This is a genomic window from Pseudomonadota bacterium (assembly GCA_013285445.1).
In the GTDB taxonomy this organism is placed as follows: Bacteria; Pseudomonadota; Gammaproteobacteria; order Xanthomonadales; family Wenzhouxiangellaceae; genus Wenzhouxiangella.
This window is the reverse complement of sequence record CP053448.1, coordinates 184,730-197,325: the sequence shown is the minus strand read 5'-3', so window position 1 is coordinate 197,325 and position 12,596 is coordinate 184,730. Positions and strand designations below refer to the sequence as shown.

Annotated in this window: 9 protein-coding genes; 6 read left to right on the top strand and 3 right to left on the bottom strand. The window is 65.7% G+C overall.

Annotation, left to right across the window (positions count from 1 at the left end):
• The first annotated feature begins 1 nt into the window (after position 1).
• The gene (locus HND55_01045) at positions 2-1,081 is read left to right on the top strand and encodes a hypothetical protein (protein ID QKK01353.1); all 1,080 of its coding nucleotides are present in this window, start codon (positions 2-4) and stop codon (positions 1,079-1,081) included.
• Positions 1,082-1,222: 141 nt separating this feature from the next.
• Here the strand turns inward: HND55_01045 and HND55_01040 are convergent, their stop codons facing one another.
• A complete protein-coding gene (locus HND55_01040) occupies positions 1,223-2,383 on the bottom strand; it encodes a DUF819 family protein (GenBank protein ID QKK01352.1) in 1,161 nt (386 codons plus the stop codon).
• Between the two features lie 285 nt (positions 2,384-2,668).
• On the opposite strand from HND55_01040, the gene HND55_01035 reads away from it, so the two are divergent.
• Both HND55_01035 and HND55_01030 read left to right on the top strand, forming a co-directional pair.
• Positions 2,669-4,129, top strand: a complete 1,461-nt coding sequence (locus HND55_01035; GenBank protein QKK01351.1) for a DUF853 family protein — start codon at positions 2,669-2,671, stop codon at positions 4,127-4,129.
• A gap of 111 nt (positions 4,130-4,240) precedes the next feature.
• On the top strand, positions 4,241-6,991 hold the full coding sequence (locus HND55_01030; GenBank protein ID QKK01350.1) for an alpha/beta fold hydrolase: 2,751 nt from the start codon (positions 4,241-4,243) through the stop codon (positions 6,989-6,991).
• Between the two features lie 129 nt (positions 6,992-7,120).
• Here HND55_01030 and HND55_01025 read toward each other — a convergent pair whose 3' ends face one another.
• On the bottom strand, positions 7,121-7,612 hold the full coding sequence (locus HND55_01025; protein QKK03939.1) for an RNase III inhibitor: 492 nt from the start codon (positions 7,610-7,612) through the stop codon (positions 7,121-7,123).
• A gap of 358 nt (positions 7,613-7,970) precedes the next feature.
• On the opposite strand from HND55_01025, the gene mutM reads away from it, so the two are divergent.
• From mutM to HND55_01010, 3 genes are all read left to right on the top strand, one after another.
• Entirely contained in the window at positions 7,971-8,783 is an 813-nt protein-coding gene (gene mutM / locus HND55_01020) for a bifunctional DNA-formamidopyrimidine glycosylase/DNA-(apurinic or apyrimidinic site) lyase (protein QKK01349.1), read from the top strand.
• Between the two features lie 94 nt (positions 8,784-8,877).
• Positions 8,878-9,084 carry a DUF3185 family protein gene (locus HND55_01015; GenBank protein QKK01348.1) on the top strand — a complete coding sequence of 69 codons (207 nt, stop codon included), beginning with the start codon at positions 8,878-8,880 and terminating at the stop codon, positions 9,082-9,084.
• A 39-nt stretch (positions 9,085-9,123) separates the two neighbouring features.
• Positions 9,124-10,260, top strand: coding sequence for a cystathionine beta-lyase (locus tag HND55_01010; protein QKK01347.1), 1,137 nt, complete (start codon positions 9,124-9,126; stop codon positions 10,258-10,260).
• Positions 10,261-10,475: 215 nt separating this feature from the next.
• Here the strand turns inward: HND55_01010 and HND55_01005 are convergent, their stop codons facing one another.
• Positions 10,476-12,518, bottom strand: a complete 2,043-nt coding sequence (locus HND55_01005) for a S9 family peptidase (protein QKK01346.1) — start codon at positions 12,516-12,518, stop codon at positions 10,476-10,478.
• Positions 12,519-12,596 lie beyond the last annotated feature (78 nt).

The following is a 12,596-nucleotide window of genomic DNA, read 5'->3' as shown; positions in this document are numbered from 1 at the left end:
CATGGACTGGCTGATTGCACCCGTCGCCTGGCTGGGCATTATTCTTGGCGAGGCGCTGCCGCCGGCGCCGGAAACAGTCATGGCGCTGCCGCCCGAGCTGGCCGCCAGAATCGAGCGCGATATCGTGGCAGCGACGGCATCCCCGGCCGCGCGTATCGACCGGCTGACCGAATACATGTTTCTGGAGTCCGGCCTGGGCTTTGACTATCAGGACCTGCCCACGCGCAACGCCGCCGGGACCTGGTCAGCTGGCCGGGGCAATTGTCTGAGTTTCACGCTGCTGTTCCTCGCCATGGCGCGCGAGGCCGGCCTGAACGCGTTTCCGCGCGAGGTCAGGGTTCCGGAATCGCGGCGGCGGGACGGCACCATCGTGTTTTCCATCGGCCATGTCAACGTGGGTGTCGAGGGCGGAGGCCGCAGGGCCACGGTGGACTTCGAGCCGGACCTGATGCGGGCACAGCGGCTGGCTGCGAGTTTTCGCGGCCAGCGCATCAGCGACGCGCGTGCACTGGCGCACTTCTACAACAATCGCGCCGCGGAACTGTTGACCGAAGGGCAGGCCCGGCTTGCCCGCCTGTGGATTGAGCAGGCACTGGCGCTGGACCCCGATCTGCCCGCCGCCATCAACACGCTGGGCGTCATTGAACGCAAGCTCGGAGACCCGTCAGCCGCAGAGGCCGCTTTCGAGCGTGTACTGGCCATGGATGACGACAACATCAACGCGCTGCTCAACCTGATCGGGCTGCTGCAGGGTCAGGGCCGGACCGAGTCGGCGGCCGCCTATCGACAGCGAGTGAGCCGGCTGCGTGCGCAGGATCCGTGGTTTCAGCTGGAGCTGGGTCACTTTCACGAGAGTCTCGGGGCATACGAGCAAGCACGCGAGCATTACTGGCAAGCAGTGCAGCTGAGCGAACGGCCCGATGCGCTGATGTATGCCCGGCTGGCGCGTGTGCTCGACCGTATGGGTGAACGCAGCGCCGCAAAGCGCTACCTCGTGCAGGCCGTCCGGCACAGCGACGTTGAAGAGCGTAAGGGCTATGCCGAGAAACTCTACGCCTTCAAGTCAGCATCGCCGAAGTAAACGGCGCCATCCGGCCGCGCGCCGCGACGGCGCGGCAAACCCCCGTCGCCCGGGAACGGCGGCCGGAAGCCCTCGGAGGCGGCGGCGCTGTTGATCGCGATGGCCCTTCCCTCGGCCAGACAAGCCATCTGCATCCGCTTTCTACAGGGCGCCAACCCACTGGCAAAGCTGCGCGGTCAGGATGGCCAGGTAGTTGCCCAGCGCATAGCCGATCAGGGCCATCAGGATGGCGACCGGCACCAGGGCCTCGCGATGGTAGGCGGCCACGACGGGAGCCGACGCCGCGCCGCCGACGTTGGCGGCCGAGGCAATTGCGGCCGAGTGGACGTCGACGCGGAACAGCCAGGCGCCGAACAGGCAGAACGCACCGTGGATGAAAATCCAGATATAGGCGCCGAGCAAGAACAGCGGTGCCTGGTCGAAGCCGGCCAGGGAGGCCCGCGCGCCCATGCCGGCGACGAACACGTAGATGATGGCCATGGCCAGGGCATGCGAGCCGGGCACACCCCGCACCGGCGTGGCCGACAGGGCCAGAGCGAAGGTGGTCACCAGCAGCACGGTCCAGGTCGAGGTGGTGAGCACCTCGCCCACTTCGGGCAACAGTGGCGCGATCAGCTTCGCGGCGGCGGCCACGAAAAGCGCCCAGAACAGCAAGTAGAGATAGTCCTGCATGCGCGGCACGGTTTCCCTGCGCGTCTCGGCCGCAGCGGCCGTTTCCATACGCTCGATCCGCTCGGGCGGCACCCTGGCCCAGCGGTTGAAGCGATCGGCGAATGCCTTGGAGCCGAGCAGGATCGGCAGCCAGACCACGTAAACGAGGTTGTCGGCCAGCACCGCCAGTCCGAGCATTTCCGGCGGCGTGTCAAGCGCACCGGCGACGCCGGCCATGTTGCCGGTGCCGCCGATCCAGCTGCCGGCCAGCGCCCCGTAGCCCTTCCAGGCCAGTGGATCGAGGCCGCTGTGCACGATGGCGTAGGAGACGACGCCGCCGACGACGATGCCGACGGTGCCCAGCAGCATGACCAGCACCCCCTTGCCCATGATGCGCACCGCCGAGGGCACGTTGACGTTGAACAGCATCAGGGCGATGAACACCGGCAGGGCGTAGTCGCTCAACCCCCCGTAGACCGGCGAGTCGGACGGAATGACGCCGATATTGTTGAGCACCACCGGCGTGGCGTAGATGAACAAAAGCGGCGGAAAGTAGTTGAATAGGGTCCAGCCCGTCTTCTGTTCAAGATAGAAAAACAGGGCGGCCACGCCAGCCAGTACGGCAAGAACCGCCATTGGTGTTTCAATCATCGTTCCCTCTCCGTAGTGTCGATCAGCTCCGTCTGAACCCAGCGCAGCAACCGCTCGGCTGTATGCCGGCCTCCGGACTTCAGGCAGGATCTGTCGCCGAAGATACTATCGAGCCGGGGGTTCTGTCGATTGCCGCGACCCGTGCAAAGCGAGGCCGAGCCTCATGGCAGGCTCACAAGCCGCCTGAAATCTGCCCATCACCTGCCGCGCAACGCTTGAAGGCTTGCCCCGATTTGGCCATGATGAGCAATCCCGTTTCGGGCTGGGCCTTAAAGCGACGACTGAATGAACAACGACATCCTCCTCGGCGGCGCCGATTCACAGGTTTTTCTGCGTGGCCGTTACGCCAACCGTCATGGCCTGGTTGCCGGGGCAACCGGCACCGGCAAGACCGTCACCCTGCTGGTGCTTGCCGAAGGATTCTCGCGCCTGGGGGTGCCGGTGTTCATGGCCGACGCCAAGGGTGACGTGGCCGGCCTGGCTGCGGCCGGCACACCGCACGAGCGCATCACCGAGCGGGTGGAAAGGATCGGCATCGGTGACTACCGCCAGGAAGCCAGCCCGGTGGTGTTCTGGGACCTGTGGGGCCAAGCCGGGCATCCGGTGCGCACCACCGTGACCGAGATCGGTCCGGTTCTGCTGGCCCGCATGCTCGAGCTCAACGACACCCAGCAGGGCGTGCTCAACGTGGTCTTCCGCGTCGCCGACGAGGCCGGTCTGCTGCTGATCGACCTGAAGGACCTGCGCGCCCTGCTGGCCCATGTGGCCGAAAACCGCCAGACGGTCAGCGCCGAATTCGGGCTGGTCAACACCGCCAGCATTGGCGCCATTCAGCGGCGTCTTCTGGCGCTCGAGGATGCTGGCGGCGCGCAGTTCTTCGGCGAACCGGCGCTCAGGCTCGGCGACCTGATGCGCACCGACCTGTCGGGGCGCGGCATCATCAACATCATGTCGGCCGAGTCGCTGATTCTCAGGCCCCGCCTGTACTCGACCTTCCTGCTGTGGCTGCTCTCGGAGCTGTTCGAGGAACTGCCGGAGGTTGGTGATCAGGATCGTCCGCGCCTGGTGTTCTTCTTCGACGAGGCCCACTTGCTGTTCGACGATTGTCCGCCGGCGCTGCGCCAGCGCGTCGAGCAGGTGGTGCGCCTGATCCGCTCCAAGGGCGTGGGCGTGTATTTCTGCTCGCAGAACCCCGACGACGTGCCGGGCGAGATCCTCGGCCAGCTCGGCAACCGCGTGCAGCATGCGCTGCGCGCCTACACGCCCCGCGACCGCAAGGCGGTGCGCACGGCGGCCGAGACCTTCGTGCCCAACCCCGGCATTGACGTGGTCGAAGCCATCACCACGCTGGGCGTGGGCGAGGCGCTGGTCTCGACCCTGGGCGACAAGGGTATCCCCCAGCCTGTGCAGCGGACCCTCATCGCCCCGCCGCGCTGTCGCATGGGCGTGATCAGCGACGAGGAACGCGCTGCCGCACGCAACCGCAGCCCGGTCGGCGACCGCTACGATGAACCGGTTGACCGTGAGTCCGCCCATGAAATGCTCAAGGCCCAGGCTGAAGCGGCTGCGAAGGCGGCGGCTGAAGCCAAGGCCAAAGGAGCGTCCAGGCCGGCCGGTCGCAAACGCTCGAGTAACCGCCAGAGCGCCGCGGAAGCGTTTCTCAAATCGACCGTGCGGACCATCGGCAGCAGCCTGGGACGACAGATCTCGCGCGGCCTGTTCGGGGTGCTGTTCAAGCGCGGCTAGCCGAAACGTGACCAATGGCCTATTGGCCGCGGCAAGCGGGCAGGATAGGCTGCAAAGATGTGATTGAGTTCGCATAGTTTCGGCCCGATCTTTCCCCAGGAGTCTACCCACATGAAAACCATTCCGTTCACCCGCCTGCTGGTTGCGCTGCTGGCGCTGGGCAGTATCGGTGCCGCCCTGGCCAACCCGGCCAGCGCGCTGAGCTACCTCGATGAGCTGCCCCCGCTGCTCGACCGACAGCTGTTCTTCGATGATCCCGAAATCTCCGGCGCCCAGATTTCGCCGGACGGAAAGCACCTGACTTTCATGCGACCGTACGAGGGCGTCCGCAACATCTGGATCAAGGGCATCGACGAGGACTTCGATGACGCCCGTCCCCTGACCGACGACGACCGTCCGGTGCCCGGCTACTTCTGGAGCCGCGACAGCGAGTACGTGCTCTACGTCCAGGACAAGGGGGGCAACGAGAACTTCAACGTCTGGGCCGTCGACGCGGATGCCGAGCCGGCCGAGGGCGAGAGCGTACCGGCAGCGCGCAATCTGACCGACATCGACGGCGTGCGCGCCCAGATCTATTCGCTGCCGAAGTCGACACCGGGCGAGATCATCGTCGGCCTCAATGACCGCGATCCGGCCCTGCACGACGTCTATCGGGTCGACATCGAATCCGGCGAACGGGATCTGTTGATCGAAAATACCCAGAACATCGCCGGCTGGGGCGTCGGCCTGGAGGGCACGGTGCGCCTGGCGGTTCGCCAGACCGAGGATGGCGGCACCGAGACCCTGCGCGTGCGCGACGGCGAGGTCGGCGAGACGCTCTATTCCTGCTCCTGGCAGGAGACCTGCGGCCCCAACCGTTTCCACGCCGACAACGATCGCGTCTGGTTCCAGACCAACAAGGGCGAGGAAAACAACCTGGTCGGCCTGTATCTGATGGACATCGAAACCGGTGAGCTGGAGTTCGTAGAGCGTGACCCCGAGGGCGAGGTCGACTTCAGCGGCGCCGTCTACTCCAACGCGACCGACGAACTGCTCGCCACCGTCTACGTGGGCGACAAGCCGCGCATCTACCCCAAGGCCGAGCGCTTCGAGCGGGCACTCGCTTTTCTGAGAGAGCAACTGCCGGAAGGAGAAATCGGCCTGCGGTCGCTAACGGCCGACGACTCGCTCGCTCTCGTGAGCCTCTCACGCGATGTCGACCCTGGCACGACCTACCTGTTCAACTGGGAAGAGATGGAAGTCCGCGAGCTCTACCGTTCGCGCCCGGAGCTCCCGGTCGAACACATGGCCGAGATGACGCCGATCCGCTATGCCGCCCGAGACGGCCTGGAGATTCCCGCCTACCTGACCACGCCCAAGGGTGTCGAGGGTGAAAAACTCGCCCTGGTGGCGCTGATCCACGGCGGCCCCTGGGCACGCGATACCTGGGGCTACAGCTCGCTGGCGCAGTTCTTGGCCAACCGTGGCTACGCGGTGCTGCAGCCCAACTTCCGCGGCTCGACCGGCTACGGCAAGGCCTTCCTGAACGCCGGCAACAAGGAGTGGGGCGATGCCATGCAGGACGACATCACCGACGGCGTCAATCACCTGGTCGAGCGGGGTCTGGTCGATCCCGAACGCGTGTGCATCATGGGCGGCTCCTACGGTGGCTACGCCACGCTGGCCGGCATGACCTTCACGCCGGATCTCTACGCCTGCGGCGTGGATATCGTCGGCCCGTCGAACCTGATCACCCTGCTCAATTCGATTCCGCCGTATTGGGGCCCGATTCGCAAGATCTTCACCCTGCGCATGGGCGACCCGAGCACCGAGGAAGGGCGGGCGCAGCTCGAGCGCCAGTCGCCCCTCAATCACGTCGACCAGATCGCCGCTCCGCTGCTGGTGATCCAGGGCGCCAATGATCCGCGCGTCAAGCAGGCCGAATCCGACCAGATCGTCGTCGCCATGCGCGAGGCCGGCTTGCCGATCGAATACATTGTCGCTCCCGACGAGGGCCATGGTTTCCGCGGCCGCGACAACCGCCTGGCGATGTTCGCACGCACCGAGGAGTTCCTGGCCACGCACCTGGGCGGCCGTCACCAGGACAGCATGGAAGAGGCCGTCGCCGCGCGCCTGGCCGAAATCACCGTGGATGTCGATTCGGTCGCTGTCGAGGACCTGGCCGACGAGCTCGACGCGGCCAGGACCCTGCCGCTGCCCAACAGCGATGCCGAAAGTATCGCTACCGGCAGCTTCGCTTACTCCACCACCCTGAACATTCGGGGCAACGAGCTGGAGATGGAAGCCGAGCGCAAGATCGTCATGGAGGACGGTGACGACGGCAAAATGATGGTCATCACCAGCGATACCCGCTCGGCCATGGGTGCGGCCAGCGATCAGATCGTGCTCGACGGCAATACGCTCAGGCCGGTCAGCCGCAAGATCGCGCAGGGCCCGGCGGTCATCGACGTCGAGTACGGCGCGCGCAAGGTCACCGGCACCATCCAGGCGGGCCAGGAAATCCCGATCGACATCGAACTCGACGCGCCGGTCTACGGCAGTGAAGCGGCGCTCGAAGCGGTAATCCTCGGCCTGCCGCTGGCCGAAGGCTACAGCGCCCCGGTGCGCATTGCCGAAGTCGGCATGCAGCAGCGGGTGCGCTACTTCACCATCAGCGTGGCCGGCCGGGAATCCGTCGAGGTGCCAGCTGGCGAGTATGACGCCTGGAAGGTGGATCTCGAGGCCATCGACGGCGAAGGCGGCGACCTGACGCTTTGGGTCTCGGCCGAGCCCCCGCGCATGGTATTGCGCGCGGCGGGCCATCTGCCGGCCCAGATGGGCGGCGGGGAGTACCGCACGGAGTTGACCCGCGCGGGCGAGTGACGCGCGAAATTGGCGATATCCAGTGACAGAGGCCCGGCACCGCCGGGCCTTTTTCCTGCCGGGTTATTAAACCCGCAGCGGCCGAGCCGGTGGCTTCGCCCTACAGATCCAGGTCGCGGCCCCGACGACCTACCGCAACAACGCCAAGAAGGCCTCCTTCGTCTTCTCATCGAACAGCACGAAGCGGACAACAAGCGCCGTCGGTGCGTGCCGTTGCACCGTCTCGATTCCGATGCGGGCCGCCTCGTTGATCGGGTAGCCAAAGGCGCCGGCCGCAAGCGCCGGAAAACCAACCGACTCCACGCCGTGCTTTTCGCACAAACCCAGGGCGTTTCGATAACCCCTTGCGAGCAGCCTGTCGGCCGGTTTGTCGATGCCGTAACGTGGGCCAAGCACATGGATCACCCAGCGGTTGGGCAGGCCGAAGGCTTCGGTGATGACCGCTTCACCGGGCTGAATCGGCGCCATTGGACGGCAGGCCTCGGCCAGTTTCGGGCCGGCGGCTCGGTGCAGGGCGCCGGCCACACCGCCGCCGGGCATGAGTTGCGCGTTGGCGGCGTTGACCACCGCCCCCAGGTCCGGCTGGTTAGCGATATCGCCTGCTCCGATTTCGATCGGCATGCTGCCTCCATCCGAATTGAGCCCGGCCTCATCATGCCATGGCGACGTTTCAGTCGCCGCCTGCGGGCGCAAATTCCGGATAGGCCGCCATGCCGCAGTCGACGCGGTCGAGCCCGGCAAGCTCGTCGTCCAGGTGAGCCCGCAGACTGACGCTCGAGCGCAGAAGGGCTTGATGATGGCCGTGACCGGTTTCATGACCAATCTCAAGTGAGTGTTCGACAGTCGGCCACACGGTCAACCCGGTCACGCCCGGAGTCTCTGTGCAGGCGCAGGTCAGAATCGATGCAGCACCTCGACCGTTGAAGCGGTGCGCTGCGCCATAATGCGCTGGTCACTCCGAGCCGCCGGTGTCCTGCACATGCCCGAGTTACCCGAAGTCGAGACCACCCGCCGCGGCCTGGGCCCGCTGGTTGAGGGCCGGCGCATTGCGGAGGTCATCGTTCGCCAGCACCAGCTGCGCTGGCCGATCCCGCGGGAAGTCCACGGCATTGCCGGGCAGGCGATCACCGCCCTTCAGCGGCGCGCCAAGTGGCTCATCTGGCGTCTGGAATCCGGTTCGCTGCTGTGGCATCTGGGCATGTCCGGCTCGTTTCGCGGCTGGCAGGACCCGCCCGGTCCGGGTCCGCATGACCACGTCGACCTCCAAATCGAGGACGGCTGCCTGATCCGCTATACAGACCCGCGCCGCTTCGGGGCACTGTTGTGGGGCGGCGAGAATCCGCTGCGACACCCGCGCCTGGCCACCCTGGGGCCCGAGCCCCTGGGCGAGGCTTTCGACGGCGAATGGCTCTGGCGCCTCGGCCGGGGCCGGAAAGCGCCGGTCAAGCTGTTCGTCATGGACGCGAAAACGGTCGTCGGTGTAGGCAACATCTACGCCTCGGAGGCCCTGTTCGCCGCCGGCATCCATCCGCGCCGGCCGGCCGGCCGGGTCAGCCGCCGGCGCTACGAGATGCTCGCCAAAACCCTCCGGCGGACGCTGTCCGATGCCATCGAGCTCGGCGGCACCTCACTGCGGGATTTTACCGTCGGTGACGGCACGCCCGGGTATTTCGGGCAATCACTCAGGGTCTACGGGCGAGACGGTGAGCCCTGCCGCGGCTGCGGCAAACCCGTCCGCCGCGAGGTGATCGGACAGCGCAGCACGTTCTACTGTCCGAATTGCCAGCGGTAGTCTTGGGCCACGGCCGCCAAGAAGGGGAACTGTACAGCCCGGGCCCGGCCGAGCTATGCTCCGTGTGAAGGGGTCTCATCCAGGGAGCAGATCCATGAGCACCAACAGACTGATCGGCATCATCCTGATCGTCATCGGCGGCGGATTACTGTATTTCGGCCTTCAGGCCACCGGCTCGCTGGCCGAGGAAGTCCACGAGACCTTCACCGGCCGCTTCACCGACGAGACCACCTGGTACCTGCTCGGCGGCGGCGCGGCGCTGGTCGTCGGTCTGATCATGGCGCTGCGCGGCGGGAAGTAAGCCGCGCTATAGTGAGGGCAACCCCGACCGTCCCGCACCATGACCCGGAAATCCTCGATCGACACCGCCTGCGTGCACGCCGGTGAGCGGCACGGCGACATTCGTCTCGGCCTCAACACCCCGATCGTGACCAGTACCGCCTTCGACTACCGCGCCGGCGGCGTGCGGTACCCGCGCTACGTCAACGCGCTCAACCACGATGTTGTCGCCGGTAAACTCGCCGCGCTCGAAGGAGCCGAGGCGGCGCGCGTTACCGCCTCGGGCATGGGCGCGATCAGTGCCGTTTTCCTGAGCCTGATGAAGCCCGGCGACCACGCGGTGATGCTCGAGGGGCTCTACGGTGGCACGACGGATCTCATCGAAGGCCTGCTCGAACCGATGGGGATGCGGTTTTCAACCTGGGACGGACAACCGGCCTCGCTCGGGGCGCTGTTCGAGGACGACACGCGCCTGCTGATGGTCGAGTCGCCCACCAACCCGCTGCTGGCAGTCGTCGACCTTGCCCGGACGGCAAAAATCGCCCGCCGCCACGGTGTCGTGAGTCTTGTCGACAACACCTTCGCCACGCCCATACTGCAGCAGCCGATCGAGCAGGGCTTCGACCTGGTCATGCATTCGGCCACGAAATTCCTCGGTGGCCACTCCGACCTGCTCTGCGGCGCCCTGGCCGGTTCGAAGGCCATGATCGACTGCATTCATCCCAACATCGTGCGCCTGGGCGCCACGCTCAATGGCCAGGACCTGGCCCTGCTCGAGCGCTCGATCAAGACCCTGGCGGTGCGCGTCGGGCGCGCGTCGGATAATGCCGCCGAGCTGGCCAGACGGCTGGAGAACGACCCGCGCATCAACGAAGTGCGCTATCCGGGCCTGACGGCTCACCGCGGACATGATGTCGCGGCCCGGCAGATGAGCGGCTTCGGCGGAATGCTGAGCTTCTGGCTGGGCGCCCGGACCGAGCCGGACGCGTTCCTCGAAGCACTCGGCATCATCCGGCCGGCCGTCAGTCTGGGCGGGGTCGAAACCACAATCTGTCAGCCCTCGCGGACCAGTCACGCCAAACTCGCTGCTGAACAGCGCAAGGTGATGGGCATTGACGATCGGCTGATGCGGCTGTCGGTGGGGATCGAAGGCGTCGATGATCTGTGGGGCGACCTCGACCAGGCATTGGAGGTCTGAGCGAGTCGCACCAGTGAAAGCGTCTCCGATTCGGCGCAGATCACATGTGAGAAAAGATTGATCAGATCCGGCGCCTCGTCCGTCGCGGATGCGACCGCGACCCACGAGTCCGGCGTCACCATCACGGACGATGCCCGCAGGTAGGTGCGAGGCGAAAGGCGGTAGGTCGGGGCCGCGGCCCCGACGGATGACCGATTGGTTGTTCCGGAACGGGCCTATCGCCCGCCCGGCTCCGCGAACTTCGCCATCCACTTCTCGACCTCGTGGTACCAGTAGATCGAGTTGTTCGGCTTGAGCACCCAGTGGTTTTCGTCGGGGAAGTAGATCAGGCGCGACTCAATGCCTTTGCTCTGCAGCGTGCGGAACAGCTCGAAGGCCTGGCCAACCGGCACGCGCAGGTCGTTCTGACCGTGGATGATCAGCGCCGGGGTGTCGAAGTCCTTTGCGTAGTAGTGTGGCGAGATCGCCTGGTAGATTTCGGGCACTTCCCAGAAGTCGCCGAAACGCTGCGCATGCACGGCGAAATCGGCGGCCATCTGCGAGTACATGTTGTAGACCGGGGCGTGAATCAGCAGCGCATTGAACGGATGGTCCTTGCCGAGCAGGATCGATGAGAGATAACCGCCGTAGCTGCCGCCACCGGCGACCATCCGTTCCTCGTCGATCCAGTCCTTGTTGGCAAACCACTCGGCCGCGGCAATGGTGTCATGGTATGGCGCGGTCACCCAGTCGGGGTTGATCGAGTCGGTGAATTCCTGGCCGAAACTGGCCGATCCGTGGAAGTTGTGCCAGGCGGTGACATAGCCCCAGGAGGCGAAGGTCTGGGCGTTCCAGCGGAAGTGGAAGGTGTCGGAGATCGCGCCGTGCGGACCGCCGTGAATGAGCAGGAACAGCGGGTATTCCTTGCTTTCGTCGAAGCCCGGTGGATAGTTGACCCACATCTGAATGTCGGCACCGTCATGGCCGGTATAGGTCACCGACTCGTAGCTGCCCATGTCGACGCCGGCCAGAATGTCGTCATTGATGGTATCCAGGCGCGTCACCGCGCCGGAGCCGGTATCGATGCGCACCAGCCGGGGTGGATCGGTGAAACTCTGGCGGGTGCCGACCAGGGTGCCATCGTCGGCAATGGCGAGGTCGCCAAAGGTATTGTCGGTGGTCAGGGCCCGCGGCTGGCGACCTCCGGCGTCGATGAAGTAGACCCGCACGCGGGCCTGGTCGGCGATGGCGCCGTAGAAACCGGATGCATCCGGCGCCCAGACCAGGCCCGTGGCCGAGCGATCCCAGCCGGCGGTGATATTGCGACGCTCCCCGCTATCGAGATGGTAGAGGACGATGTTGTTCTGGTCGCCGTAGAAACCGGCAATGCGCTGCTCGAGATAGGCCAGAGTGCGACCGTCTGGACTGAACATCGGCGTACCGTCGCTGGCCTCATTGTCCGCGGTGAGATTCTCGGCTTCGTCGCTTCCGATGCGCGCGACGAAAATATCGTTGTCGGGCTCGACGCCACCCTCGCGGCTGTTGGCGACAAACGCGAAGTGCGTTTCTTCCGGGTGGACGTCATAGCTGCCCGCCCCGGCCGACGAGCGGGGAAGCTGCCGGCCGGTCGGGCCGGTCAGCGCCTCGATCTGGCCGCCGTCGGCCGGAATGCGGAACAGGTGGGACTGGCGCTCCTCGTCGATCCAGTGGTCCCAGAAGGAATAGGGCAGCGCATTCCACTGACGCGCAGAGATTTTCGATTCCTCTTCGGCGGACTTGCGCTCGGCCATCGCTTCCCAGTCTCCGATCTCCGGCCAGATGCTGGAAATGAAGTACAGGTGCTCACCGACCCACTTCACGCCGCTGACGCCGGTCGGGATTTCAGTCAGTCGCTGGGCCTCGCCCGGGCCCTCCATGTCGAGCAGGTAAATCTGGCTGGCCTGGTCGTCATCACGCTTGGCGGTGAAGGCGAGCCGGTCCCCGTCTGGGGCGAACACCGGATTGGAGGCGGAGTAGCCTTGCGCGGTCAGTGGCCGTTCGACCGAGCCGTCAGACGCGAACAGCCAAAGCCGGGTCTCGCTTTCATCGGACTCCACATCGTAGTCGGTTACCGGCGCAACGATGCTTGCGCCATCCGGTGAAATGACCGGCGAACCGATACGGTCCAGCGCCCAAAGCACTTCGACTGACAATCCATTGCGCCCTTCTTCGGCGCTGTCGTCCTGGGCGAGCGCCAGGCTGGGGGCGAGGAGTAACAGGGACAGGAGGAGGTTTTTCATTCTGGTGCCCTCTTCTTAGCGGTTAATGAACGACAAGCGCCGAATGCACTGCGATCGCCGGGTTCGTGCTTCTGAATC